Source organism: Thiovibrio sp. Mzg5 (assembly GCF_055379285.1).
On sequence record NZ_AP022872.1, the window covers coordinates 427,653 to 452,141 of the forward strand.

The 24,489-nt window shown below is 60.3% G+C and carries 22 protein-coding genes and 1 tRNA gene; 10 read left to right on the top strand and 13 right to left on the bottom strand.

What is annotated here, in order from left to right; all coding sequences use genetic code 11:
* Positions 1 to 9: 9 nt before the first annotated feature.
* The 5 genes from ACZ46D_RS01985 to ACZ46D_RS02005 all read right to left on the bottom strand — a co-directional run bounded on the left by ACZ46D_RS01985 (position 10) and on the right by ACZ46D_RS02005 (position 5,259).
* The gene (locus ACZ46D_RS01985; protein ID WP_464928366.1) at positions 10 to 1,467 is read right to left on the bottom strand and encodes an aspartate aminotransferase family protein; all 1,458 of its coding nucleotides are present in this window, start codon (positions 1,465 to 1,467) and stop codon (positions 10 to 12) included.
* Positions 1,468 to 1,469: 2 nt separating this feature from the next.
* Positions 1,470 to 1,847, bottom strand: coding sequence for an SCP2 sterol-binding domain-containing protein (locus tag ACZ46D_RS01990; RefSeq protein WP_464928367.1), 378 nt, complete (start codon positions 1,845 to 1,847; stop codon positions 1,470 to 1,472).
* Complete coding sequence (locus tag ACZ46D_RS01995; protein ID WP_464928368.1) at positions 1,844 to 2,917, bottom strand: SDR family oxidoreductase; 1,074 nt, start codon at positions 2,915 to 2,917, stop codon at positions 1,844 to 1,846. The genes ACZ46D_RS01990 and ACZ46D_RS01995 overlap by 4 nt, the downstream gene beginning before the upstream one ends.
* On the bottom strand, positions 2,914 to 4,128 hold the full coding sequence (locus tag ACZ46D_RS02000) for a U32 family peptidase (protein WP_464928369.1): 1,215 nt from the start codon (positions 4,126 to 4,128) through the stop codon (positions 2,914 to 2,916). Before ACZ46D_RS02000 ends, ACZ46D_RS01995 begins: the two co-directional genes overlap by 4 nt.
* A gap of 114 nt (positions 4,129 to 4,242) precedes the next feature.
* Positions 4,243 to 5,259, bottom strand: coding sequence for a multiheme c-type cytochrome (locus ACZ46D_RS02005; protein WP_464928370.1), 1,017 nt, complete (start codon positions 5,257 to 5,259; stop codon positions 4,243 to 4,245).
* A 333-nt stretch (positions 5,260 to 5,592) separates the two neighbouring features.
* Here ACZ46D_RS02005 and ACZ46D_RS02010 point away from each other — a divergent pair, with 333 nt between their 5' ends.
* From ACZ46D_RS02010 to ACZ46D_RS02030, 5 genes are all read left to right on the top strand, one after another.
* Positions 5,593 to 7,470 (top strand): cytochrome c3 family protein, encoded by a 1,878-nt coding sequence (locus ACZ46D_RS02010; RefSeq protein ID WP_464928371.1) that lies wholly within the window; start codon positions 5,593 to 5,595, stop codon positions 7,468 to 7,470.
* A 266-nt stretch (positions 7,471 to 7,736) separates the two neighbouring features.
* The gene (locus tag ACZ46D_RS02015; RefSeq protein WP_464928372.1) at positions 7,737 to 8,876 is read left to right on the top strand and encodes an MlaE family ABC transporter permease; all 1,140 of its coding nucleotides are present in this window, start codon (positions 7,737 to 7,739) and stop codon (positions 8,874 to 8,876) included.
* Positions 8,877 to 9,051: 175 nt separating this feature from the next.
* The gene (locus tag ACZ46D_RS02020) at positions 9,052 to 9,801 is read left to right on the top strand and encodes an ABC transporter ATP-binding protein (protein WP_464928373.1); all 750 of its coding nucleotides are present in this window, start codon (positions 9,052 to 9,054) and stop codon (positions 9,799 to 9,801) included.
* A 166-nt stretch (positions 9,802 to 9,967) separates the two neighbouring features.
* Positions 9,968 to 10,945: an MlaD family protein gene (locus ACZ46D_RS02025; RefSeq protein WP_464928374.1), complete on the top strand. Its 978-nt coding sequence runs from the start codon at positions 9,968 to 9,970 to the stop codon at positions 10,943 to 10,945.
* Positions 10,942 to 11,577 carry a PqiC family protein gene (locus ACZ46D_RS02030; protein ID WP_464928375.1) on the top strand — a complete coding sequence of 212 codons (636 nt, stop codon included), beginning with the start codon at positions 10,942 to 10,944 and terminating at the stop codon, positions 11,575 to 11,577. The genes ACZ46D_RS02025 and ACZ46D_RS02030 overlap by 4 nt, the downstream gene beginning before the upstream one ends.
* Before the next feature lie 153 nt (positions 11,578 to 11,730).
* Here ACZ46D_RS02030 and ACZ46D_RS02035 read toward each other — a convergent pair whose 3' ends face one another.
* Positions 11,731 to 13,074 carry a DUF6178 family protein gene (locus ACZ46D_RS02035; RefSeq protein WP_464928376.1) on the bottom strand — a complete coding sequence of 448 codons (1,344 nt, stop codon included), beginning with the start codon at positions 13,072 to 13,074 and terminating at the stop codon, positions 11,731 to 11,733.
* Between the two features lie 520 nt (positions 13,075 to 13,594).
* Between ACZ46D_RS02035 and ACZ46D_RS02040 the strand changes: the two genes are divergently transcribed.
* Positions 13,595 to 14,482: a YihY/virulence factor BrkB family protein gene (locus ACZ46D_RS02040; RefSeq protein WP_464928377.1), complete on the top strand. Its 888-nt coding sequence runs from the start codon at positions 13,595 to 13,597 to the stop codon at positions 14,480 to 14,482.
* A 205-nt stretch (positions 14,483 to 14,687) separates the two neighbouring features.
* On the opposite strand, the gene ACZ46D_RS02045 is transcribed toward ACZ46D_RS02040, so the two are convergent.
* Both ACZ46D_RS02045 and ACZ46D_RS02050 read right to left on the bottom strand, forming a co-directional pair.
* Positions 14,688 to 14,900 carry a hypothetical protein gene (locus ACZ46D_RS02045; RefSeq protein WP_464928378.1) on the bottom strand — a complete coding sequence of 71 codons (213 nt, stop codon included), beginning with the start codon at positions 14,898 to 14,900 and terminating at the stop codon, positions 14,688 to 14,690.
* A 181-nt stretch (positions 14,901 to 15,081) separates the two neighbouring features.
* Positions 15,082 to 15,156 (bottom strand) — tRNA-Cys (locus ACZ46D_RS02050).
* Positions 15,157 to 15,366: 210 nt separating this feature from the next.
* Between ACZ46D_RS02050 and rnc the strand changes: the two genes are divergently transcribed.
* Positions 15,367 to 16,104 (top strand): ribonuclease III, encoded by a 738-nt coding sequence (gene rnc / locus ACZ46D_RS02055; RefSeq protein ID WP_464928379.1) that lies wholly within the window; start codon positions 15,367 to 15,369, stop codon positions 16,102 to 16,104.
* A 6-nt stretch (positions 16,105 to 16,110) separates the two neighbouring features.
* Positions 16,111 to 17,160, top strand: coding sequence for an elongator complex protein 3 (locus tag ACZ46D_RS02060; RefSeq protein WP_464928380.1), 1,050 nt, complete (start codon positions 16,111 to 16,113; stop codon positions 17,158 to 17,160).
* Between the two features lie 498 nt (positions 17,161 to 17,658).
* Here the strand turns inward: ACZ46D_RS02060 and ACZ46D_RS02065 are convergent, their stop codons facing one another.
* The 5 genes from ACZ46D_RS02065 to ACZ46D_RS02085 are packed head-to-tail and all read right to left on the bottom strand — an operon-like array spanning position 17,659 to position 21,579.
* On the bottom strand, positions 17,659 to 17,847 hold the full coding sequence (locus ACZ46D_RS02065; protein WP_464928381.1) for a uracil-DNA glycosylase: 189 nt from the start codon (positions 17,845 to 17,847) through the stop codon (positions 17,659 to 17,661).
* A gap of 10 nt (positions 17,848 to 17,857) precedes the next feature.
* Positions 17,858 to 18,526, bottom strand: a complete 669-nt coding sequence (locus ACZ46D_RS02070) for an ATPase (RefSeq protein ID WP_464928382.1) — start codon at positions 18,524 to 18,526, stop codon at positions 17,858 to 17,860.
* A complete protein-coding gene (locus tag ACZ46D_RS02075; protein ID WP_464928383.1) occupies positions 18,523 to 19,302 on the bottom strand; it encodes a hypothetical protein in 780 nt (259 codons plus the stop codon). Before ACZ46D_RS02075 ends, ACZ46D_RS02070 begins: the two co-directional genes overlap by 4 nt.
* A gap of 10 nt (positions 19,303 to 19,312) precedes the next feature.
* On the bottom strand, positions 19,313 to 20,389 hold the full coding sequence (locus ACZ46D_RS02080; RefSeq protein WP_464928384.1) for an LptF/LptG family permease: 1,077 nt from the start codon (positions 20,387 to 20,389) through the stop codon (positions 19,313 to 19,315).
* On the bottom strand, positions 20,386 to 21,579 hold the full coding sequence (locus tag ACZ46D_RS02085) for an LptF/LptG family permease (protein ID WP_464928385.1): 1,194 nt from the start codon (positions 21,577 to 21,579) through the stop codon (positions 20,386 to 20,388). Before ACZ46D_RS02085 ends, ACZ46D_RS02080 begins: the two co-directional genes overlap by 4 nt.
* A 193-nt stretch (positions 21,580 to 21,772) precedes the next feature.
* Between ACZ46D_RS02085 and ACZ46D_RS02090 the strand changes: the two genes are divergently transcribed.
* Both ACZ46D_RS02090 and ACZ46D_RS02095 read left to right on the top strand, forming a co-directional pair.
* Positions 21,773 to 23,320, top strand: coding sequence for an ASKHA domain-containing protein (locus ACZ46D_RS02090; protein WP_464928386.1), 1,548 nt, complete (start codon positions 21,773 to 21,775; stop codon positions 23,318 to 23,320).
* Between the two features lie 58 nt (positions 23,321 to 23,378).
* Positions 23,379 to 24,467 (top strand): DHH family phosphoesterase, encoded by a 1,089-nt coding sequence (locus tag ACZ46D_RS02095; RefSeq protein ID WP_464928387.1) that lies wholly within the window; start codon positions 23,379 to 23,381, stop codon positions 24,465 to 24,467.
* Positions 24,468 to 24,489 lie beyond the last annotated feature (22 nt).

Genomic DNA, 24,489 nt, shown 5'->3' on the forward strand with positions numbered 1-24,489 from the left:
CTTACCTCCCTAACGTCCGCCGGTGAGCTTCGCCACCCAGGGGGCCACGAATTTGAGGCCGGCGAAGCTCATGGCGTGGTTGACCCGTTTTTTCACCAGCTCTTTAGGCCCATCCTTGAGCACCTCTTCCAGGGAGGCGACAAAGTAATCAAGGTCCGCCTCGTCGATGACCAGCGGCGGGTAGACCCGCAGCACGGCCCGGTTGTTGAGCATCAGGGTGCCGAGGATCCCGTGCTTGTGCAGCAGGGCTGAGGCCACCATGCCGGGCAGGTGTTCGCGCAGCACGTTTTTGAGGCCGGGGATGGCCAGGGGCAGGTAGTTCACCTCGTCGATGATGGACTCCTGGAACTCGATGCCCAGCATCAGTCCGCGGCCCCGCACCTCGGCGATCCACTCCGGATATTTTTCTTTCAGGGCCACCAGCTGGGCCTTGAAGCGTTCGCCCAACCTGGCGGCCCGCTGGGCCAATTCCTCTTCCTGATAGACCTCCAGGGCGGCCAGGGCGGCGGCGCAGGCCAGGGTGCGGCCGCCGAAGGTGGTGGTCTGCACCAGGCAGTCGTGGGGATTGTCGTAGGCCTTGTGATGCACCGGGGTGCGGGAGATGGTGGCGCCGATGGAGGCGAGCCCCCCGCCCAGGGATTTGGCCAGGGCCAGGATGTCCGGCACCACCCCTTCCGCTTCGCAGGCGAGAAAGGTGCCGGTGCGGCAGAGGCCGGTCTGGATTTCATCGAGGATGAGCAGCACCCCGTAGCGCTCGGTGATCTCGCGGACCCGGCGCAGGTAGCCTGCAGGCGGCACGATGACCCCGGCCTCGCCCTGAATCGGTTCGAGGATCACTCCGGCGATGGCGCCCTCGCCCTCCTGGGGCGCGGTTTTCAGCAGCGTTTCAATGGCTCCGGCATCGCCGTAGGGCACGGCGTAGTTCGGAAGCAGGGGGAAATAACGGCGCAACCGTTCGTTGCCGGTGACCGACAGCGCCCCCAGGGTCTTGCCGTGCAGGGATTCCTTGGCGTAGATAAAGCGTTGCCGTTTGCCCTGAAAATAACGGCTGGCCAGCTTGAGCGCCGCTTCCACCGCTTCGGTGCCGGAGTTGCAGAGATAGACCTGGTCGAGATCGCCGGGGCAAAGCAGGCTTAGGTTATGGGCGAGCACCGCGACGTGGCGGGAGAGGAGTTCCTTGGAAAGATCCACCTTCCGGTCGGTCAGCACCTCGATCATGGCCTGTCTGACGCGTGGATGGTTGTGCCCCAGGTTCAAGGCGCCGTAGGAGGAGACAAAATCGAGAATCTTTTTGCCCTGTGCGTCGATGATCACTGCGCCCTCGGCCTCTTGCGGGTCGATGGCCGTGTATTCCCCCATTTCCAGCAGGGTGACGAGGCCGGGGTTCACATGCTTGCGGAAGAGGGCGACTGCTTCGGCGTACGGGCGTTTGCCTACCTCGCTTAAGGGAATCCAATCCGGGTGCATGGTCAACCCTCCATTGTTGTTTCGGGATAGGGGTAGCGCTGGAAAAATTCCTCCAGGGCCGTGGCGGTGCGCAACGCTTCATAAAAGTTGCCCGAGATCTTGGTCTTGCCGGTGAAAAAACTCTTCTGGGGCGAGAGGGTGTTTCCGGCCACGGCGAGAAAGGTTTCGGTGTCGGTGCGAAAGCCGAAGGCGCCGTTTGGCAGTCCTTCCCGCACCTCGGTGAGGATGCCTTTGTCAATGGTCAGCGACCAGCAACCCTGGCCGGCGATCTCGATCCAGAATCCGGCCGACAGGCTCAAAAGGCCTTTGATCAGGGGCTGGCCCATGAAACCCGGCAGGTACTGGTTGAAATAGTGTTGGATCGCCGCTTCGCTCTTCATGCCCTGCTCCGTTGGCTCCGGGCGGCAAGAAAGGCCCGGAAGGCCTGGGTCAGCTCCGCCAGCTTCGGGGTGGGTAACATCTCGGACCCTGCGAGGGTGTCGAGGTTCCGCCGGGTGAAGCGGACGCTCAGATCCAGGTAAGCGGCATAGGGCGTGGTTTTTCTGGCCAGCAGGGCTTCCAGACTGTTAGCGGGCTGGTGGGCGAACGCCTCCCTTCCGGCGAGGTGGGCAGCGGGCTGACCAAAGGCCTCGTTAAAGGCATCTTCGAGAAGATCGTTGCCCACCGGTTGCGGGGCTACGAGCTGGATTATCTGTCCTCCGCTCTCCGGCTGTGCGGCCAGACGAACCAAGGCCTCGGCCACCGCATCGTCAAAGACCAGGGGCAGATGCGCCTGGCGATTGCCCTGCACCCGCAAAACCGGCAGCTCGGCAACGCCTTTTGCCTCGGCGGAATCCCGCAGCCGGGCCACGGCGTCGAGAAAGAGAAAGGGGCCAAAGGTCTTGCCCGAAGCGGCCGAGGGGTTGCGCTCCACCACGATTCCCGGCCGATGGATGGTGATGGGCACGGAAGCGGCGGCCATCACCTCATGCAGAAACGATTCGCCCAGGAATTTGCTCTCCTCGTAGCCGTTGCGGAAATGCTGGCCAAGATTAAGATCGTTTTCCCGGAATTCGCCGGACCAATCGCCGCAGACAAAGGCGGTGCTCACCTGATGCAGGGGCGCCTTGGCCTCCTGGGCCAGGGCCAGGACATGTTTCACCCCTCCCAGGTTCACCGGCAGATAGCTGGCAGCGGTGGCATCCTTAAAATCGGTGCGGGCGGCCAGATGGAAGATGAGCTGCGCCTTGTCACAGACTTCGGCGTATGCCGCAGGGTCCAGGCCAAGGCGGGGCAGGCTGACATCACCCCAATGCCAGGAGAGAAGCGGGTGGGGGGCAGGGGTAAGGCCGGGCAGCACCGGAGGTTTGCGGGACAGGGCGATGACCGGGCGTCCCTGGCCCAGATATTTGCGCAGCAGCGCCCGGCCGACCAGGCCGCTGGCTCCGGTGATGACAAGGTGCTCTTTCATTGGTCCAGCATCTGTTTGTCTGCCTGTTCCTGCCATTGCTTTTGCAGGGCCGCGTCTTCCTCGGGGGTGGAGAGATGGTTTGTCAGCTCGTGCAAATTGCGGCGCATATTGTCGATATAGCGGTCGAGCAGTTCCTGGGAGTTCACCGTCAGGACCCGCTTGCCCCAGGCGGAACAATGCTCACACCCCTTGCAGCCCAGCCGGCATTCCGGCAGTTTTTCGTAGAAGAAATCAAGAAAACCGGTGAGTGCCTCGTTGGGCAGGTGGATCTCCAGGGGCGGCAGCAGGCTGCCGTCTGCATTCTTGCGGAAGTTTTGCCAGTGCGGCCAGCCCAGCAGGTCCAGGAGATCGCCGGTGAAACAGCCGGAAAGATAGGCGCGGGTCAGGGAAAGAATCTGTGCCTCCGGCATGCCCCGGCCGGCGAGCTTGAAGAAGCGGATGCCCGCCTTTTCCCAGAGCGGGAGATCCTCGGGCCGGATCCACGGGCTTTTCAGAAATTCGCCGGGGCTGGCGAGCTTTTTTAAAAAGCACCAGTTCAGATAGAAACCGTTGTAGGGGAAGCCCGGAACCCCGCTGCCGGATGGTTTTTGCGAGCCGTGGGCCGCCACGCAGTAATGGTTGTACTTGTAGTGGCACTGGGAGATGCAGACTGGATTGGCGATCACCTCCAGCGGCACCGGGCTTTCCAGCGAGGCGCGTTTCAGGAAGCGGAAGTCGCGGTTGGCCTCCACATCGAGGACGATACGCTTGGCCCCGGCCTCGAGCCACTGGTCGATGCCGCGCATGGCTCCGACATAGCCGATGGTCGAGGTCACCACCTCCAGGGAGGGATATCGGCTGGCAATTATCCGGGCCAGATAGGGCACGGCCACGGTCACCGAGCGCACCCCGCAATCGACCAGCAGGGCAAGGAGTTCCTCCAACTCGGCACGGCCTTGGCTGGTGTATTCGTAGTTGGCATAGCTCGGCGCGTTGAGCAGATAGTTGAAGCCGATGTCGCTGTCTGCCAGTGCCCGGATATGGTGGCGGAACTGGGTCTGGGTCGGGGAGGGCAGATATTTCGCCGGTCGGGCCGAGTTGAAGGGGGCGTTTTGCAGGGAGCCGTAGACCTCATGCACCCTGCGGTCGCGTACCGCATATTCCCGGTTGAGTTGGGCCAGGTTTTCGGCGCAGGAGGCAGTGAAGGTGGTGGGAACGGTGAGATTCAGCATGATCGGGCAGGCCTTGGCGAGGTTGTCAGGGAACTTTTGTGTCTGCGCAGCAGCAACGGCGGAAGGCGCATAGTAGGGAGTTGGCGGGGCAATGTCAAGCCGGATTTACGGTGCTTAAGGCAGCGGGAGTTCTCGGCTGGCAAGGATCATCCCACCCTGATTTCCGAGGGGGGCAAGCCGGAGCTCCACGATGAGCAGGCTGCCGGTCGGGGCGTCATCTGCCGGGGCAAGACGGATGAGAATCTGGCGTTGTTCTCCGGGTTTGAGCGGCTCCAGATTTTCTCCGATCAAGGGGACGAGGTTCTCGGCCAGCAGGGTGTGCTCCGGGCTGTAGAGGCGTACGCTCAGATGGACCTGGCGGGAGCGGAAGGAGCCGGTGGGCAGCGTGTGGGGCAGGGTGTTGGTGAGGGACAGTTGCAGGAGGTTGAGCGGTGCGGGCTGCCAATCCAGCAATTCCATGCGCATCGCGCCGTCCATCTCGGCAAGGTGCGCCAGGCCGAAGGTGTGCCGCCGGGTGGGGCGGCTCTTTTCAAAGGCGACCAGCCCTTTGGAAAAGAGGTTGCTGCCCTTGGTGGCCGTGCGGACAACTTGGGGCATGTGGCATTCCTGGCAGGTTGGCGTGGCTGGTTGGGCGTGGCGGCTTGCCTGCCAGTCGCTAAAGGTCTCCGTATGGCAGGTACCGCAGAGTCCGCTGTTGCGGAAGAATTCCGGCTGGACCGCGATCGGGTGCGGGGTGAATAACCCTGATGCCGGTTCCGGGCCGGTCATTGCTCCCTCGTTCAGATGGCAGGCGGCGCAGGAAACACCGTCTTCGCGATTGTAGCGGCGAGGGGCAGGGGGTTCGCCGTTGGTGCGGACCGTATCCGGCACATGGCAGCCGAGACAGGATTCGTCACCCCCGTCGGTCACAACCGCCTGGAACCTGGGGTTCATAAAGGCCTGGGCATGGGCCGATCCCCGCCATTCGCCGAACTGTTCGATATGGCACTGGCCGCAGTCCGCGGCCTTGGGGCCGTGCGCTTCCCAGAGGGTGTTGTTGACCTCGGTAAGGTGGGCGAAGGGGGAACAGGCCGCGAGGCACAGTAAAGCCGTAAGGCCAAGGGTGGCCGGGAAGGTGTATTTTACAAACATGGCAAGGGTCCATTGTCTGATGGTAAAAAAAATATTCGTGCAGACAGTATATCAGATGCATGCGGCGATCGACAGCAGGTTTGTTTGCCAAGGCGAGCAGTGATGGGCCGTCATTCCCCAGCAGGGGTGGTCATTTTCTTGCGGCGTATATCCCGTTTCATGGTGCTTCTGCCTCATTTTGTCTGGGTGGCGTAGCCATCCATGCGTTGCGGGGTGCTGCTGGCTAATCTGTTTTTAGCCTTGCCGTTTCGGCCCGGCCCGTCACGGTTTGTGTTGTGATATAATGACAGAGATCGGGTCGGGTGAATCCGCGATATGCCAAAGGAGAAAGCCATGAAAACTGTGATTGTGGTGGCATTGCTGCTGGTGACTGCCGGGACTGCCCGGGGATTTGACGCCGAGTCTGGCTGTGTTGCCTGCCATGGCAACCAGGGGAAGATGAAGGAGCTGGGGGCGGAGTCGATGTACCTGGACCCGGCCCGGGTGGACCAGGAGGTCAACATGCAGGGCAAGCCTACCTGCGTGGATTGCCACCTGGGCGACCCCAAGGCCCAAGACAAGGAGGCGGCCCATCAAGGACTGCTGCGTCCTTTCCTGGTGGGGGCGGGCAAGAAGCTGAAGGGCGAGGCGCTCTCCCGTGAGGCGGCAGGCGCCCTGCAACCTTTGACGCCAAAGGGAACCGGCATGAATAGCATGATCCCCGCCGGCGACTCCGGCAAGCTGGAACAGGCCGGAGTCAAAAAGATCGTCGGCATAGAGTGGCACGACCGTGACCGGGAAACCATGGCCTATGCCCCGCAGGTGGCAGAGAAAACCTGCGGCCGCTGCCATGCCAAAGAGGTCAAGGATTACAACAGCTCGGCCAAGGGGCTGCTGAAACACCAGCGGGCTTACCGCGACTGGAGCGAAAAGCTGCCTGGTCCGCAGAATTGCGGCATGTGGTTCGGCCAAAACGAAGAAATTATCAAGGCTAGAACCTCCGTGCCCTACGGCAAGGCACAGAATGCGGCCTCCGACCGTTCCTGCAACATGTGCCATGCCTCATGCAACGACTGCCATTTCAAGCCGGTGGCCAACAAGGGGAGTCATGCTTTTGGCAAGCCCGATACCCCCAGCTGTTACGGCGGCGGCCGGGCGAGCATCTGCCATGCCGGGCCCATGGACCGCCGGCGCGGTGCCGGTTACGTGCGGGGAGAGTATTCCTTCCCCGCCAATCTCCCGCAGGGCGCCCACGTCAAGGCGGGAATCCAGTGCCTCGACTGCCACAAGCCGGCCAACCACCAGTTTGGCCACCTCGCCGCCGATGATGCGCGCAACTCCTGCGCTGAGTGCCACGGCGAAATCGTCAAGGCGGTGAACAGCTCGCCCCACGGCAAGGTTGACTGCACTTCCTGCCATATCACCGTCTCCGGCGCCTACCAGTATACCTTCTGGGGTCAGGGGAACGTTTTCGGGGTGGAGACCCCCTACGGCAAGCACAAGGAATACTACGGCACCCGCGACCTGCCCGCCATCATCAAAAACGCCTCGGGCCGCTGGATTCCGGTCAAGCCATACCCCATGGCGGTCATGAACCAGACCAGAGAACTGGGGCCAACCAAGCTGCTCTTTCGCGCCATTCCCAAACGGAATATCCCCGGCAACCCGCAGATCGGCGAACCGGTCACCTTCGAGGTGGCGCGTAAGGCCACCGACGTGAACGACGCCTTCATCGTGGTCGGCACCCGCAGCGATTTTCCTTCGGGGAACAAGGCAATCCTCTGGGTGCAGATGGACAAGCTGAGCCACGCCATGGGTAAGCCGCGCAACTGCGGCAGCTGCCACGATTCCCATGCCCAGGTGGGCAAATCGGAGTGGAGCTACTTCGAAGAAAAGGATGTGACCAAGCCGTTTACGGGGAGCTACACCATCACCGCCGATCGAAACGGCCTCCGTTTCAGCGATCTTGTCTGGGAGGAGCCCTCCCTGGCCCCCAATCGCAAGGTGGAGGATATCGCACCCTTTGCGGTGCTCCCCAAAACGGCCTGGGATGTCAAGGGGATCGATCTCTCCATTCCCTTTAACGACAAAAAGACCTCCAAGGCCCGAACGGAGCTGGAGCGTTTTCTGGCTGAGTTGGACAAGCGGTCGAACGACCCGCAGGTCGGGAATATCCGGGTAATTGCCTATCACAACCTGGCCATGGCCAAGAAGATGCTGAACAAGAAATAATCGTCGTTATTGAAAATGGGGAGGATAAGGCAACGGATGGCCTCAGGAAGTCGGCGGAACAGCGCATTGTCTGCCATCACCCAGAGGAATAATTCCCATGTTTTCCGATTGACAGTGTCGGGACGATACCCCCATCATGTTCATGAGGGTATCGTTTGCACGGTGAGATTCCCGGTGGTTGCGCCTGGGAAGGGAGCGAGCAACAGCCCGTGAAGAGGTGTTCCCCTTCAGCTCCAAATCGGGAAAGAATAAGCTGGTCATGCGCCATGGTCCATAACAGCAACGAAAAGAAATGGCAGCTCGATACGCGCCGCATCGGTGACGATCTGCTGGAAGTGTCGTGTGGTGGGCGCTGGCGTCAGGACCAGGATCTGCCCTCAGCCGGGGTGATCCTGGCCGATTTGGGAGAGACCCTTCGCCTCTCCTTCAACACCGCGCAACTCTCCGCTTGGGACACCGGTTTTCTCGCCTTTCTCCGGGCTTTGTTCGCCCTCTGCGCTGAACGTGGGGTCAGCGTCGATCAAGAAGGATTGCCCAAGGGTGTCCGCCATCTCCTGGCCATGGCCGCCGCCGTTCCCGAGCAGAAGGCGGCCCGGCGGAGCAGCACTCAGCAGAGCCTGCTTTTTCAGGTGGGCGCGGCAACGGTCGCCTTTTTTCGCGGTGCCCCCGAGATGCTCCATTTCCTTGGGGAGATCACGGTCTCCTTTGGCCGGTTGTTCCGCGGGCGAGCCCGCTTTCGGTTGAGCGACCTCTGGTGGGAGATCGAGGAGGTCGGGCCCCGGGCTCTGGGCATCGTTTCGGTGATCAGTTTTCTCGTCGGGCTCATTCTTGCCTATCTGGGGGCAGATCAGCTCCGGTTGGTCGGCGCGCAGATCTTCATCGCCGATCTGGTGGCCATCGGCATGGTGCGCGAGGTGGGGGCGCTTATGACCGGGATAATCATCGCCGGCCGCACCGGCGCGGCGTTTGCGGCCCAGCTCGGCACCATGCAGGTCAACGAGGAACTCGACGCCTTCAAGACCCTGGGCATCTCGCCGGTGGATTTTCTGGTTCTGCCCCGGATGCTGGCCCTGATGCTGATGGTGCCGCTTCTTACCCTGTACGCCGGTTTTGTCGGGATGCTGGCCGGAATGCTGGTCTCGGCCACCATCTTTGACATCGGCATGTTCGAGTACTACACCGAAACCCTGCGCGCCTTGGAGCTGAAGCATTTTCTGGTGGGACTTTCCAAGGGTAGCGTCTACGGGGCCATGGTCGCCTATGCCGGTTGTCTGCGCGGGATGCAGTGCGGTAGAAGTGCCGAGTCGGTCGGCGAGGCGGCAACCTCGGCGGTGGTGACCGGCATCCTGCTGATCACCATTTCGGCTTCGCTGATGACCATCATCTACTATCGTTTGGGGATTTAGTGCCATGCAGCAATTGATTCAACGGATAATAATCCCCTCCCCCCTTGCGGGGGAGGGCCAGGGAGGGGGGGAGGTTGCCATTATCTCAGTATGTTGCAGCTTCCCCCACCCCCAACCCCTCCCGCAAGGGGAGGGGCGTCTTTTCGCAACAATAAGAATTGCAAGGCGTTAAGCCATGGATACCGCGCCCCAGATCGAGATCCGCGACCTGACCATGGCCTATGGCGAGTTCGTCATCCAGCGCGACCTCAATTTCGTGGTCAACAAGGGGGATATCTTTGTCATCATGGGCGGCAACGGCTGCGGCAAGACGACCCTGATGCGGGCCCTGATCGGCCTGCAACGCCCGGCCAAGGGCACGGTGTTTTACGGCGGCGAGGACTTCTGGCACGTGGAGCCTCAGCAACAGGAGCGGCTCAAGCGGCGGCTCGGCATCATGTTTCAGGGCGGTGCTCTGTGGAGTTCGCTGACCCTGGCGGAAAACGTCGCCTTGCCGCTCAAGGAGTACACTGCTCTTTCGCCGCGCCATCTGGCCGAGATCGTTTCTTTCAAGCTGGCCCTGGTGGGGTTGGCCGGTTTTGAGGAGTTTTATCCGGCCGAGCTGAGCGGCGGCATGAAAAAACGGGCGGGTCTGGCCAGGGCCATGGCCCTTGACCCGGATATCCTGGTGATCGACGAACCCTCTTCCGGCCTCGATCCCCTTACGGCTAGGCGTCTTGACGATCTGATTCTCGAGCTGCGCGACAGCCTGGAGACGACCATCGTGGTGATAACCCATGAGCTGGCCAGCATCCTCGGCATCGGCACCAATTCGGTTTTTCTGGACACCGAGACCCACACCATGATCAACACCGGCAATCCCAAGGAGGCGGTTGCCTCCGGCGACGCAAAGGTGCGCCATTTTCTCACCAGGGGGGCGGCATGAGCGATTTGCGGGGAAATATGGGATATAACTGTTCAGACGTGCCGCAGATGCGAGGAAGAGGTCTGCGAAGTGTGCTATTGCACATGAGCAGGCCGATGACAGGTAAGCGAGCCTGCGAGACTCCGAAGCAGATGCGGTGCGGCCGGGCAGTTATCAGGGGGGCGGCATGAGCAGACAGGCTAATCCCACGCTTATCGGGGCCTTTGTTCTTGGCGCCATTATCCTCGGGGCGGTGACCGTCCTGCTCCTTGCCGGGGGGCAGTGGTTTCAGGAACGACGCCAGCATGTCCTCTATTTTGAAGGAGCAGCCCAGGGGTTGCAAGTAGGGGCGCCGGTGGTTTTTCTCGGAGTCAAGGTGGGCACGGTCAAGCGCATCCAGCTCGGGCTTGATGCCGAAAACCACCGTTTCATGGTGCCGGTCACCATCGAGGTCGAACCCAACATGGTCCAGTCTCCCCGTGGGGAACAGGTCGATCTGCGGGACCGGAAAACCATCCGGCAGCTGGTGGAGCGGGGGTTGCGCGGCCGACTCAAGATGCAGAGCCTGCTCACCGGCCAGCTGTACATCGATCTGGATTTTCATCCCGACAAACCGGCTCGTTTCATCGCCCGCGATCCAGAGGTGAGCGAAATCCCCACCATCCCGACGACGACGGAAGAGCTTGCCTCCAAGTTGGAGGGGTTTCCCATGGATACCTTCCTCACCGATCTTGCCGGGATTAGCCAATCGCTCAACGCCATCCTCTCCTCGGAGGAAACCAAGAGGATTCCGGTGCGGCTGGAGGCGACGCTTGTCCACCTGCAATCCTTAAGCGCCAAACTCGACCGGGATGGCGCTGCCGTGCTTACCGAGATGCGCATGGCGCTTGAGGCGGTACAGACGGCGATGGTCAAGATCGGCGGGGTGGCCGAGGCCGGAGCCCCGGTGGTTGTCAGTCTGGGCAAAGCCAGCGAGGAACTGGCCAAGACAGCGCAAGTGTTGCAGAGGCTCGCCGGGGAAGAGTCGCCGACCGTGCAACAGATCAACACGGCGTTTCAGGAAATCAGCCGTGCCGCCCGTGCCCTGAGGCTTTTGGCAGAGACTTTGGAGCAACAACCGGAGGCTGTTGTGCAGGGAAAACGGATCGAAGGGGAAGGAAAATGAAAAACATGCCTGGTAAGTGGAAGGGGGGTTGGTGGGTTGTGTTGGGATGCGCCCTGCTGCTGGCAGGTTGCGCCCGCACAACGCCGGTCAGTTATTATCAGCTTTCCTCCTTGGAAGTGGCCCGCACAGCGCCGGTCAATGGTGAAGCGGGCAAAATGGTGCTCGGCATCGGCCCGGTGCGGCTGCCGGAATATCTCGACCGGCCCCAGTTGGTCACCAGGATGACGCCAAATCGGCTGCAACTGGCCGACAGCCATCGGTGGGCCGAGCCGCTCGGCGAAAACATCTCCCGAGTGGTGGGAGAAAACCTCTCGGCGCGGCTGGGTACCGACCGCATTCTGCTCCACCCCTGGCCTGCTTCCAGAACCGTGGATTACCAGCTCCTGGTTGAGGTGCTCCATTTTGAAAACGAGAGCGACGGGGCAGCCCGGCTGGTGGCCCTCTGGTCGCTCAAGGGAAAGGACGGCGTAATCGTGCTGCCGGAAAGACGGAGCAGCCATTCTGCTCCTGCGACCAGCCGGGATCAGGAAGGGCAGGTTGGCGCCCTGAATGAGGCGCTGGGGAGTTTTTGCCGGGAGATTGCCCAGGCATTGACGGAGTTGCTGGCGAAACCCTCCCGTTCAGGATTGTAGGAGGGGTTATCTGGGGGGCATTTTGGATGGTCCGTAACAACACCCTTCGATAGGCTCAGGGCGAACGGATCTTATCGTAACATATGAATATTCCGTCCGTGCTGAGCCCGTCGAAGCACCGGTATATTATGAAACTTTCAACTGGGCGGATTATTACTGCCCGCTGAAATGGGAAACCAACCGTTTCAGCCGGACCTGGGCCGCCGCGACCTCGGCAAGGCTGGCAAAGGCTCGGACCGTCTCGGCGTTGCCCGGATCAAAGCCGCCGCGCAGGGGCTGACGTTGCAGCAGGGTGGCGACAAAGGCGCGCTCCAGCCTATCTGCCGGTTCATCCGATTGCTCCGTATCCGAGAGGTTGTACCAGTCAGCGAAGCTGGGCTCGGCCATGGCCTGTCGCACCTCCTCCTGCAAAATCGTGGTCGCACCATAGCCGTGTCGGAACAGATCGGTCATGCACCAGATCTCCAGCAGTTCGGCCGCCTTGGCTGCGGCTCCGGCCTGGTCCGGCAAGCAGGGTGGTTCCTGCTTGGCCAACAGGGATTCCAGGCCCAGCGAGATGGTATCCCGCACCCGGGTGACCAGGGCGGTGATGTGTTCGATATCCTGCGGTTTTTCCCCGTAGGCCATGATCGCACTGTTGATGGCCCAAACCAGCTCCTGCTCCAGGCGGGAGAGGCTGTTTTGGTCAGAAACCAGGGAGAGGGCCTGCTGCAACAGGGTGGTTTCGAGCAGGGGCGCGGCATAGACCGAGGGCAACCGGGTGACGGCGCTGTCCAGCGGCTCCTGGGGCCTGGGCAAAGGCTGGCGGCTGGGCGGTTTGGAAAAAAGCGCGATTGCCTCGGCCGGGGTGGCAAAGCCCAGATCCTCCATGCGGCCGCTGCGGAAGCGCAGGGCTTCCTCCTCGATCTGGGTGGGCAGATCCACCCGGACCTCGCTCAGCAACCGGTGCGTCGCAGTAGGGTCGTATTGGTACATGGCGTCCAGCAGGGCAAAGGGATGGACCTTGAGGGCCAGGTCGGGCATCTTCAGCTCCAGGAGGTAGAAGCCGTCCGGGGTCATGGCTCGGGCCGTGGTCTCGCGCGTCTCGTCCTCCGGCGGCACCTGATCCGTATCCGGATCGTACACCGTGACGGTCTGGGTCAGGAAGAGGAGCTGGAGCACATAATCCAGGGAGAAAAAGGTCTGGGCCAGGGTTTCCGCATCGATGGAGGCAAAGGGAGCCAGCCATTCATCAAGACTGTCCACGGCGAAATCGTAGCGGTTCCAGCAATCCAGATCGAGACAGGCCTGCAGCTGTTCGTGGCTCAGCTCCCGGAGGATGGGCAGGGCTTGATCCAGCCCGATCTCCCGGACAATGTAATACGCTTCGAGAGGTTCCAGGGCCGCGACCTCTTCGGCCAGGTCGGTGGCGGCCAGAAGCCGTTCGCCCCGGCGGGTCAGGGCGCGGGCCAGATCGGCGCGGAAAGGGGTCAGTTCGATGATATTGCTGTCGCTCATTTTCGTGTCCGTTGAGGGGTAAGCGTAAGGCCTTGCCGTAGGGGAAGCATGCATCGCAAGGCTGGATTTGAGGATGGGTATCATACCGCAAGTACGGCCATTCGAGCATTTTTATTTTTGGTTATCAAGTAATCTCAGTTTATTCTTTTGCTCTTATAGCGGTTAAAATCCCATTGGCCCGCCGCCGAGCACCGGAGAGGTTGCCGAAAAAGGGATTTGCACTGTTTGAGGCGCAGCCGAGTTTGCAAAGCCCCGGCAGCCTTGAGGAGCACAGGGCATCCCGCCTTCGGCGGGACAAGGGACACAGGGGGCCCTTTCTTTGGTTCGTTTCTTTGGGCAAGCAAAGAAATGAACAGAAGGATAAAGCATATTCCTCTGGCCACGGAGATTGCTTGGTAACCATAAATAAAATTGCTTAAAATCAGCCGAACCGTTGGAAAATCTATGAATTTTCCAACGGTTATTTTAGAATGGACGCCACCGGGAGACGCTCACCATCCCTCCGGGTACCAGGAGGAGCATGAAGAGGATTCTACTCGCATCATTAAAGGCATGGTTCAATCATCGCGGCGCCAGCAAGGGCGCGGCTCTGGCCTTTTACACCCTGTTCGCCACGACCCCCATCCTGTTGCTGGCCATTGCGGGGGCCGGATATTTTTTTGGCGCTGAAGCGGCCCAGGACGAAATTATCTTTCATCTCCGGACAACGGTCGGACCCAATGGCGCCCAGGCGATCAAGGCCTTGCTGGCCGCCGCCCAAAATCCCGTTTCCGGACGGGTCGCAACCATTGTTGCCGGTATTTTGCTGCTGATCGGCGCCACCAGCGTCTTTGTCGAGTTGAAAGAGAGTTTGGATGAAATATGGGGGGTCTCGCCGCATCGGCATTCCCCTATCCTCAGCCTGCTGCGGGCAAGATTCCTCGCCTTTGCGCTGGTGCTGGTTCTTGCCTTTCTGTTGCTGGTTTCCCTGGTCTGCGGCGCGGCGTTTGCCATGTTTGCCCGCTCCGTGGGCGGGATATGGAGCAGCTCTGCCCTTGTTGTTTTCTCCTCGCTTCTTTCCTTGAGTATCACCGCCTGTCTGTTCGCGGTGATTTACAAGATGTTGCCCGAGGCGCCGCTTTCCTGGCGCGATGTCTGGTTCGGCGCCGTGGTTACGGCCGGATTGTTCGATCTCGGCAAATATGCGATCGGCCTGTATCTGGGAAAGAGCGGCGTGGCTTCCAGCTTTGGCGCGGCCGGATCGTTGATCGCCTTGCTGCTTTGGGTGTATTACTCAGCACAGATTTTTTTTCTGGGCGCGGAGTTCACCCGGCAGTATGCTTTGTCTTACGGCAGCTTTAAGTCCGCGAAGGGACGCGGGCGGACCCTATGGCCACGGGGGAAAAACAACAAGGAGGTGGGAGGGTGAGCGAAGTACACAGACTGTAAGGTTCTGTTTGTATCGGGAGCATGAAATGGGGGATGTCCCTAATTTCTTTAAACCCGATGCGCAAAATGGGGACGGAGCCCGATATTTTGATTTTCCCCATCAACCCACTTTCAAGAAACCGGGCTCCGTCCCCATTTCCTGCAATGGACGTCCCCGAATTCATCTGTTTTTTGGGGACCTTGTATTAAGAAAGTTTGGCAAAGGCGATAATGAGTCCGGCAATGGAAATAATGATGCCCCATAGCCACTTCCATTCTTTTAAATAAAATGCAACTCCCGCATGCAGTAATTGTGATGACCAATGGCGTTTATATCTAATGCCAGGGAAAATAGGCAAATCAGGTGTCGATATATTGTATTCTTTGCCATGATACCATTGCTTGATGAATTTAATCATTTATCATCTCTTTGCGCGCAAAATGGGGACGGAGCCCAATTTTTTCGGTGGTTTCAATATATGGTGATTCTATGTGGCAGGATGTGGAAAGGCAAGGAGAAAGTCGGCGGGCAAACACTGTGTCGATTTCCGCACAAAAAAAAGGGTCAGCCGCATTCGGCTGACCCTTTCTGATTTTCACTGGAGGCGGCGAGCGGATTTGAACCGCTGAATAATGGTTTTGCAGACCACTGCCTTACCACTTGGCTACGCCGCCTTTTTGGTGGGGGCAATCTTAAACGCAGATCGTTTTTTTGACAAGGGAAAATGTGCACGGCGCGCGGGTCTGCGGCAGGCAAGGGAAAAGGGCGTAAAGCCCTGCGCCGGGCCGGGTGATCCGTTGCCCTTTTTTACCGGCTGGGGTATGGTGTGTCCTCGGCAAGAGGGGTGACGCCCTCGCAGATTACCCCTTACCCATACCCTGACCGTGACTACCGATACCCTTGCCCAAACACCGCAACCAGACCTGTCCCTTCTTGAGGAAAAGCTCGGCTACCATTTCCGGGACCGCGCCCATCTGCAAAAGGCCATGATCCACAGCTCCCATGCCTTTGAACAGGGCAGGCAGACGCAGAAGAACAACGAAACCCTGGAGTTTTTGGGCGACGCAGTGCTCGATCTCACCGTGGGCTATGCGCTTTTTCGCCATTTCCCGGAGATGCGGGAGGGCGATCTCACCCGGCTGCGGGCGGCCCTGGTCAATGAGCGGCATCTGGCCCGGATGGCGCGTGATCTTGAGCTGGGCAACTATCTGTTGTTGGGCAAGGGCGAGGATACCAATCTCGGCCGGGAAAAGGCATCCATCCTCTCCTGTGCCTTCGAGGCGGTGGCTGGAGCCATTTTCCTCGATGGCGGGTATCCGGCGGCCACCGAATTTGTCGAACGCCATTTTATCCCCTGGTTTGAAGACCGCCAGCAGACCATGTTTCTGGCCGACGCCAAGAGTTCGCTCCAGGAGCTGTTGCAGGAGCGGTTTAACGAAGGCCCCCGCTATGTGCTGGAGGGGGACGAAGGGCCGGATCATAACAAGATCTTCCATATCTCGGTCCGCTTCCGCGAGGAAACCCTCGGCCAGGGCAGCGCCCGCAGCAAAAAAGAAGCGGAGCAGGAGGCCGCCGCCATGGCACTCAAGAATCTCGCCGGGCCTGCGCAGGGCGGCCAGTGAGCCGTTGTGTCAGAGCGCCTCTCTTCTAACCCCATGCTTTCCCCCTTTATCATCCCCATCTTCATCGCCCATCAGGGCTGTCCCCATCAATGCCTGTTTTGCAACCAGCGCAGTATCACCGGCGCTGCCGAGGGCATGGTCGGTGCCCGCGAGGTGGCGGAAACCATCCGTGCCCAGTTGGCCTGGCCGCGCAGGCATTCGGACGCGCCGGTGCAGGTGGCTTTTTACGGAGGCAGCTTCACCGGCCTTCCCTTGGAGCGGCAGGAGGAATTGCTGGGTGCGGCGCAGCCTTTTCTGGATTCAGGCCAGGTGCAGGAGCTGAGGCTTTCCACCCGCCCGGATTACGTGACCCCGGAGATCGCCGGATTTTTGCGGGAGCATGGGGTGGGGATCGTGGAGTTGGGTGCCCAGTCGCTGGATGATGGGGTGCTTGCGGCCAGCGGCCGGGGGCATACCGCAGCCCAGGTGGGGACGGCGGTTGCCTGCCTGAAAGAGGCGGGGATGCAGGTGGGGCTCCAGCTCATGCTCGGCCTGCCTGGAGACAGCACGATTACGGCCTTGGCCAGCGGTCGCCGGGCGGCAGCGCTTGGCCCGGATCTGGTTCGGCTCTACCCCTGTCTGGTTATTTCCGGCAGTCCCCTGGCGGAGCTGTACCGGCAGGGGGAGTATCAGCCTCTGAGCCTGCCTCGGGCTGTGGCGTTGGCTGGGCGGCTCTGGCGCCTTTTCAAGGCGCAGGAGATTCCCGTGGTGCGCATGGGGTTGCAACCTTCTCCCTCGCTGGAAGAAACCATGCTGGCCGGGCCGTACCATCCGGCCTTTGGTGAGTTGGTGCTTTCCCGGCTTTTTTTCAACCGGGTCCGTGCCTTGCTTGCCGCCCGTCCGGCCCAACAGCTCCACCGTTTGTGTCTCGCCAAGGCGGACGAATCCATCTATCGGGGGAAGGGCAACGGGAACGTCAAGCGGCTTACGGCTTTGGGGCTTCTTGAAGGGGTGGAAACGGTGTTCAGCGCCAGTCAGCCCCGGCAGACGGTGGTTTTGACTTCGGTTGATTCGTAAAAAATATCTGATTACCAACCACTCCCAGCAGCCAGAGGAATAACTTTATCCTTCTGTTCATTTTCTTTGCTTGCCCAAAGAAAACGAACCAAAAGAAAAGGCCCCCGTGTCCCTTGTCCCGCCGAAGGCGGGATACCCTGTGCTCCTCGATGCTGCCGGGGCTTTGCAAACTCGCTGCGCTCAAACAGTGCAAATCCCCTTTTCGGCAGCCTCTCCGGTGCTCGGCTGCGTGCCAATGGGAATTCTCTTTCCCCCCCCCATTTGTCCTGCTGCGCCTCGCAGGCGGGGGCGGAAAAAGACGCGGGAGGTAAGCGAAGACTCCGACTGTTTGAGCGGTTTCATTCCCTCCCCCCTGGCGTGGGAGGGTCAGGGAGAGGGGGAACTAGCCAGGACATCAGCAGATTGCAGCTTCACCCACCCCTAGCCCCTCCCGTCAAGGGAGGGGAGTTTTTTCCACCGGACGATCTGTATTGTTTACCGCTTGATTTAGAACTGGTATCAGGCCGAGGGTTTCTTGGCGCTAAAAAGCTGGCAATGGATGCCGGAGCTGGCAAAGACCACCACGGCCGGGTACTGGAGGGATTTGAAGCCCAGGGCTCGGCAGCCGTAGGGATGCTGTGGTTGGTGGGTGATGTAGAAATGGAGGCAGGCCAGGCAGTTTGGCCGCTCTGTGGTTGGGGAAGGCATTGGTCGCACCCTACAAAACGGTCGGGAGGTGTGGGTGGCGTGCTTCGCTCTCAAGGCCGCGCAGCAGAACGAAGCGGCCCAGCGGCGTTACCTGGCAGGGGAAGCTGCCCACGAACAGGGGGTTGTCGCACAGCCCGCCGGAGAGGTAGAGCCTGGCAGGTGAACCGGCAAAGCGGTAGGCGTTGATGGCAATCCCCTTGACAAAGCGGGCCACCGCCTCGGCCACCTCCACCCCGGAGATCACCGCGTCGAAGATGTCGCTCATCCCCAAGACCCCGCAGGTCACGGAAAAGGTCTGCTCCGGCACCCGCAGATGGGCATAGTCCAACTCGTAATACCGCTCCAGCAGCTCGATGGTGAAGCCCATCGACGCCCCGCATTCCGCATTCCAGCCCATGTCCGCCAGCTTGCCGTTTTGGTATTTGATGAACTTGATGTCCCGGCTGCCGCAGTCGAGCAGCACATACTCGTCTTCTTGGATCAGGGCCTCGCCGCCTCGGGCCAGGGCAATGAGCTCGTTGACGTAGCGGTTGGCGAAGCGTTTGCCGTTGTGGCCGGTGGCGAGATCCACCCGGATGTCCCGGGGCAGCTCCTTGGTGGCGATGATGGTCGGCCCCCCCCCAGGCGCGTCGAGATCGAGAAATTTGCAGTAGGAGGTGCCGAAGTCGCCCAGGATCATGGCCGGACCCCGGAAAGTTCGAGAAAGGCTTGGACTTTGGCGCGGGCGCTGCTGGTGGTGTGCACATCCACGTCCAGATACAGGGCGTGGGGATGTTTTTTCGCCAGATAACGGGCCAGCGCGGTTTTCGCGCAAAAGGACTGGGCAAAGAAAACCGTGGGTACCTCGGGGTTGAACTGGGCCTCCAGACCGTGATCGGCCGGGGTTTTGTTTTCCATGCAGCGGGCCCAGCCGTAAATATGGGTGGTGTCCGGGAACAGCCCGAGGATGGAGAAATCTCTGGGCGGCACCCCCCAGAAACCTGCGCTCGGCGTACAGGGCACCGGTGGATTGTTGTAGCTTGCCGCGGATTTGACCCCGGCGGTGATGGCCAGCATCCGGTCGATGAGGGGCAACCGGGCCTGACAGAGTGGGGTGCCAAAGGCTGCGGTATCGGTGTTCTTGGTGCAAATCACCGGAATGGGCAGGGCCTCGGCCAGGATCGTGGCCGTATGCAGGGCGCAGTCGCATTTGCCCGGGCCGGTATCAGCATAGATGGCGTCCAACTCCAGGTGGAGGGCATTGACCACGGCGGTGCGGAGGATGGCGCAGTAGACCCGGGGCAGGTAGGGGCTGGCTGTCTCGAGATCCTCCCGGACCAGGGGCTCGTCCAGGTCATGGATGATCAAGCCGTGTTCGTTGGCAGCCCGGATCACATCCAGGGGCGGAACGCCGATGATGCCGATCTTGCGGAAGCGACTGATTGTGGCGGCTGGGGGTGCGGGATCGAGGGCCATGTTCAGGGTGTTACTGGTTGTATTTTTTCAGGAGGAAACAGCCAAGACCTATGGTCAGAAGATGGATGGACCAGGAGGCGATGCCGGGCGGCAGGATGGCGGTTTTGGCCAGGGACTGGGTGGCGCTCCATCCGCCCCAGGCGGCAAAGGCCAGGCCGCAGCTTACCGGGATGGCGAGGGCAAGATCGCGGCCCTTGTTTTTATGCACGGCGAGCAGCACCGGAATGCCCAGGAGGAGCAGGGGAATGCCCAGAAAGGCGTAGGATAAACGGCGGTGGAATTCCACCAGCGATTCCTGGTGGGAAACCTTGCCGGCCATGGCCTGCCGCAGGAGTTTGCTGTAGGAGATTTCTTCGATTTTGTAGGGGGGGACAAAGAATTCTTCCGGTGCTTCGGTAAAAGCAGGGGCGAGGGTCGGGAAAAGCGTTACGGAAAAGGTGCCATTGTCGGTGCGTTGTTTCTGTTGGCCGTTTTTGAGCAGCCAGATTCCCTTTGTCCAGGTGGCGCTTTCGGCGGTGAGCAAGGTTGTTAAGCCGTGCTCGGCGTCAAAGGCGGCAAAGGAGAAATTAAGGAACTCGTTTTTCCCGGGATTGGGGCGGACAAAGGAGAAGATTCCCTGCGTGCCCCGAAAATAGGTGCGGCCGTCCCGGATGATGCCCTTGGGAATCTGACGGTTGACCTCCTCGTACCAGATCCGGTTGGTCGCCGCCGTGGTGGCGGGCAGCACCCATTGGCCGATGACCACGGTGAGCAGGGTGAAAAGGGCTGCCGCGATCAGCAGGGGACGGATGATGCGGAGCACGCTGATCCCGCTGGCCATAAGGGCCATGAATTCAAAATGCTGGTTGAGGATACCCAGGGTGATGACCCCGGCCAGCAGGATACAGACCGGGATCAGCTGGACATACATGAAGGGCAGCTTGAGCAGCAGGTATTTGATCGCCAAGCCGATGGTTTTTTTTGCTTCCAGGAAGTTGTCCACCCGTTCAAAAAAATCAACCAACAGATAGATGGCGATCAGGGAGCAGATGACCAGGGCCAGGTTTTTGGCGAACTGGGCCATGAGGTAGCGGTCCAGCAGCTTCATAGCCGTTTTTCTCCGGTTTTTATTTTTGGCAGTCTGGCCATCAGGGCCAGGGCCGGTCCGCTCAAGCGGGCAAGGAAGCGCGGGGTGGTTTCCTTTGCCACCTGCCGGGTGAGCATGATGGTGAAAAGAGCGATCAGGATATTGGAGAGCCAGATACCGATTGCCACCGGCAGATGGCCGTTTTCAGCACTGGTTCGACCTGCGGTGAACAGGATGTAGTAAAGAACAAAAAGAAGCAGGCCGAGCGGCACGCCCAGCGGCCTGCGGCCAGGCCGGGCCAGCATGGCCAGGGGCAACCCCAGGATGGTCAGGATGAAGCCGCCCACCGGCAGGGCCATGCGGGTATGGTACTCGATGAGCATAGTGAGTCCGGTGGGGCTTTTGGGGCCATGGATTGCCACCTGTTCCAGCAACTGCTTCTGGCTCAGGCCGTTTTTCCCGGCCTCGGTAACGGAGGTGCCGGCGATTTCCGCGGGGGTCTTGATGGGCAGGTTGACCTGGTAGCGGTCAAAGCGGATGGTCTGGGTGATATTTTCGCTGGCGCGGTGCAGGGTGCCGTCCGTCAGGGTGAGGCTGATCAGCATGTTTTCCGGCTGGGCGGTAAGGCTGCCCGTTTTGGCGACGATGGTAAGGGGCGTGTCGCCGTGCCGCATGTCGGAGACATACACCCCCTGCCATTGCCGGGTGTGTTCATCCACCGCGTCGATATACAGCACAACATTGGCAAGCCCTTCGCTGAACTGCCCGGCCTGGATACCCTTGTCGATTTTTTCCTGGGCCATCTGCAAAAAAAGCGATTTCATGGCCAGGGTGCCCTGGGGAATCATGGTGACTGCGGAAAAATAGGTGAGCAGGGAAGTGGACAGGGCGATGACGATCACCGGCGGCAGCAGGCGGACCAGGCCGATGCCGGTGGCCTTCAGGGCCATGATCTCGTTGTCGTTCACCATTCGGGTAACGGCGACGATGACTGCGGTCATACTGGCCATGGGGATGGAAAACATCATCAGCTTGGGCAGCATGTAGGCGCAGAGGCGGAGAAAATCACCGGTGCCGACGCCGAAATCGAAGATCACGTTGAGCAGAGGGACAAGCCTGCCCAGAAAGAGGATGGCGTTGATGATGAGAAAGCTGGCAAAGAACGGGGCCAGAATCTCGGTGGCGATATAGGTGTAGAGCAATACGGGCATGTTTCTTTGAGTATTCCTTGTTACGGCGTAACGCCTTTATGGCTCTTTACCATTGCCCATCCTGAACGTCAAGTTCGTCGCTGTCAGAGCGGGGGAGGCACATTTTTTTAGGGACTTTTCCCGACCGGCGGCATAGTATATCGGGCAGGATGCAGTTGTTGGTTATGAAGAATCTTCTCGGAGTTGTCCGATTATGCTGACCCCCTTGGTGCGCGCCATTGCGGTTGCCGTGCCCCCTCCCAGTCTTGGCGACAACACCGGCGACATCGACCGGTTGAAAAAGGCTCTTGCCCCGCAACTGGCCGGGGCTATGGTGGTGGTGCCGTATCATCGTCTGAGCAAGGTGGCCGAGCGGTTCCGCGCCGCAGGCTTTGCGGGCGTTGCCATTGTCAATGAGATGTCGGGCCTCCCGGTTCTGGTCGATTTTCTCCCCCAACCGCCCCCGGTTGTAGCCGGAATGGCCCTTGACCTGGGAACCACCCATCTCGAAGCCACCCTGCTTGACCTGGCCACCGGTGCAGTCCTGGCCCGAGCCGACCTGGAAAACGGCCAGATTCGCTTCGGCGCCGATATCCTCACCCGAATCCATCATGCCGCCAAAAGCGAGGGGCTGACAGAGCTGCACCGGACGATAATAGCCTCGGTCAATGAGCTGGCCGCGGAGTTGGCCAGGGTTGCCGGTTTGGCTGTGGCTGAGATCCGGGCGCTTTCGGTGTCCGGCAACACCAGTATGGTTCATTTTTTCCTCAATATCAATCCCTACCATCTCTGCCGCGAGCCTTACATTCCCATGGTCAACGCCCCGGACCCCTGTCTGGCCGGAGAACTGAAACTGGCCATCCACCCGGCCGCGGTGGTCTGGCTTCTGCCCAGCGTGGGCAGCTATTTCGGCGGGGATCTCATCTCCGGCGTTCTGGCCAGCGGCCTTGACCAACAACCGGAGACCTGCATGCTCATTGACGTGGGCACCAATGCCGAGGTGATTGTCGGCAACCGGGAATGGCTCATCGCCTGCGCCGGGGCGGCAGGTCCGGCCCTGGAGGGCGGCGTGGCCCGGATGGGCATGCGGGCAGGGCCCGGCGCCATCGAGCATGTGCAGATCGATCCGGCCAGCGGGGAGATCCGTTATGAAACCATCGGCAACACCAAGCCCAAGGGGCTCTGCGGCTCCGGGCTCATCGATCTGGTGGCGGAGTTGTATCTGACCCGGCAGATCGATATCCGGGGCAAGTTCCGGCCCCAGGCTGCCGGAGAGCGGCTGATCCAGGGAAACGAGGGCTACCAGTTCGTGGTGGTTGCGGGCGAAGATTCGGCGGATGGCCGGCCCGTGGTTCTAGGCCAGGTGGATCTTGACGCGCTCATGCGCTCCAAGGCCGCCATGTACGCCATCCTCACCACCCTGACCAACCAGGTGGGGGTCGCCTTTGCTGATCTGCATCGCATCTATGTGGCCGGGGCCTTCGGCCGGCATATCTCGCCCAGGCAGGCCATTGTTTTGGGGATGCTGCCCGACCTGCCCCTTACCATCTATGAGCCCGTGGGCAACAGCTCCCTGGTCGGCGCCCAGCGGATACTCCTCGAAAGTCAGGCACGGGAGCGGAGCCTGGAGCTGGTCAGAAAAATCACCTACATCGAATTGAACGTCAACCAGGAATTCATGTTGCGTTTTTCCGGCTCCCGCTTCATCCCCCATACCGATCCAGCGCTGTTTCCCTCGGTGCCGTTTTTTGACGGGGAATAACCTCCCAAGGGCAAACCTTTGAAATTTATTTCGGCATGTGGTATAGGGCATCGGTTGTTTGGTAAAGCAGAGAGCAAGCAGGCCGGTTTTCGGCCTGGTTTTCATGGATGGCGGGGATGATGGCGTGGGCGTGAACGGAAGTTGTGAGGTTCCCAAAAAACCGATTTCCAACAAAAAGAAGACAGCCAAGGAACGTCTGCTCGAGTTCTGCGGTCTTTTCGGCAAGGAGGACCAGGTTCTCGTGGTCATCAATGCCGACCCGGACGCCATTGCCAGCGCCATGGCCTTGAAGCGGTTGCTCCGCTACCGGGTGAAAAGCGTCACTATTGCCTATCCCAACGAAATCAGACGGCTCAACAACGTGGTCATGGTGGATCTGCTGAAGATCCCCATGGAACGTCTGCACACCCTCAAGATCGGGGATTTCACCAAGAAGGTGATGCTGGATTCCCAGCCCAGCCATCTGCCCTGTTTCGAGAATATTACCTTTGATGTGGTCATTGACCACCATCCCGCCACCAAGGGTTGGGTGGCTCCCTTTGTCGATATCCGCAAGGATTTCGGCGCCACCGCTTCCATGCTGGTCGAGTATCTGCGGGCCGCCAGCCTCAAGCCCTCGGTGGCGCTGGCCACCGCCCTTTTTTACGCGATCAAGGTGGATACCCGGAATTTTGAAAAAAAGGCCACCCTGGCCGATGCCATTTCCTTCCGCTATCTCTTCAATATCGCCAACCAGAATCTGGTCCGCAAGATAGAGCTTTCCTCCTTCCGCCGCTCCGAGCTGAATTATTTCAAGACCGCCCTCAACGAGATGAAGGTGAGCAAGCAGCGGCTCTATGCCCATCTAGGAAGGGTCTCCAGCCCGGATATGCTGGTGCTCATCGCCGATTTTTTAAATCAGGTTCACGATGTCACCTGGGTTTTTGTCTCCGGCCTGCATAACGACAAGCTGGTGGTCATCTTCCGCTGTGACGGCTACAAGAAAAATGCCGGACGGCTGGCGGAGAAGATGTTCAATGAGATCGGCTCGGCGGGCGGGCACCGGGAAGCGGCCAGGGCCGAGGTGCCGCTGCGGAATCTGCCTGTGGAGATGCAGGATTTTTCCACCAAGACTCTGATGCGGCTCACCACCAAACACCTCCAGTAGCCGGTAAACGATCACAGGGCGG

Coding starts and splice junctions, on each gene's coding strand:
- ACZ46D_RS01985 (WP_464928366.1), bottom strand. CDS start 1,467: ATGCACCCGGATTGGATTCCCTTAAGCGAGGTAGGCAAACGCCCGTAC.
- ACZ46D_RS01990 (WP_464928367.1), bottom strand. CDS start 1,847: ATGAAGAGCGAAGCGGCGATCCAACACTATTTCAACCAGTACCTGCCG.
- ACZ46D_RS01995 (WP_464928368.1), bottom strand. CDS start 2,917: ATGAAAGAGCACCTTGTCATCACCGGAGCCAGCGGCCTGGTCGGCCGG.
- ACZ46D_RS02000 (WP_464928369.1), bottom strand. CDS start 4,128: ATGCTGAATCTCACCGTTCCCACCACCTTCACTGCCTCCTGCGCCGAA.
- ACZ46D_RS02005 (WP_464928370.1), bottom strand. CDS start 5,259: ATGTTTGTAAAATACACCTTCCCGGCCACCCTTGGCCTTACGGCTTTA.
- ACZ46D_RS02010 (WP_464928371.1), top strand. CDS start 5,593: ATGAAAACTGTGATTGTGGTGGCATTGCTGCTGGTGACTGCCGGGACT.
- ACZ46D_RS02015 (WP_464928372.1), top strand. CDS start 7,737: ATGGTCCATAACAGCAACGAAAAGAAATGGCAGCTCGATACGCGCCGC.
- ACZ46D_RS02020 (WP_464928373.1), top strand. CDS start 9,052: ATGGATACCGCGCCCCAGATCGAGATCCGCGACCTGACCATGGCCTAT.
- ACZ46D_RS02025 (WP_464928374.1), top strand. CDS start 9,968: ATGAGCAGACAGGCTAATCCCACGCTTATCGGGGCCTTTGTTCTTGGC.
- ACZ46D_RS02030 (WP_464928375.1), top strand. CDS start 10,942: ATGAAAAACATGCCTGGTAAGTGGAAGGGGGGTTGGTGGGTTGTGTTG.
- ACZ46D_RS02035 (WP_464928376.1), bottom strand. CDS start 13,074: ATGAGCGACAGCAATATCATCGAACTGACCCCTTTCCGCGCCGATCTG.
- ACZ46D_RS02040 (WP_464928377.1), top strand. CDS start 13,595: ATGAAGAGGATTCTACTCGCATCATTAAAGGCATGGTTCAATCATCGC.
- ACZ46D_RS02045 (WP_464928378.1), bottom strand. CDS start 14,900: ATGATTAAATTCATCAAGCAATGGTATCATGGCAAAGAATACAATATA.
- ACZ46D_RS02065 (WP_464928381.1), bottom strand. CDS start 17,847: ATGCCTTCCCCAACCACAGAGCGGCCAAACTGCCTGGCCTGCCTCCAT.
- ACZ46D_RS02070 (WP_464928382.1), bottom strand. CDS start 18,526: ATGATCCTGGGCGACTTCGGCACCTCCTACTGCAAATTTCTCGATCTC.
- ACZ46D_RS02075 (WP_464928383.1), bottom strand. CDS start 19,302: ATGGCCCTCGATCCCGCACCCCCAGCCGCCACAATCAGTCGCTTCCGC.
- ACZ46D_RS02080 (WP_464928384.1), bottom strand. CDS start 20,389: ATGAAGCTGCTGGACCGCTACCTCATGGCCCAGTTCGCCAAAAACCTG.
- ACZ46D_RS02085 (WP_464928385.1), bottom strand. CDS start 21,579: ATGCCCGTATTGCTCTACACCTATATCGCCACCGAGATTCTGGCCCCG.
- ACZ46D_RS02090 (WP_464928386.1), top strand. CDS start 21,773: ATGCTGACCCCCTTGGTGCGCGCCATTGCGGTTGCCGTGCCCCCTCCC.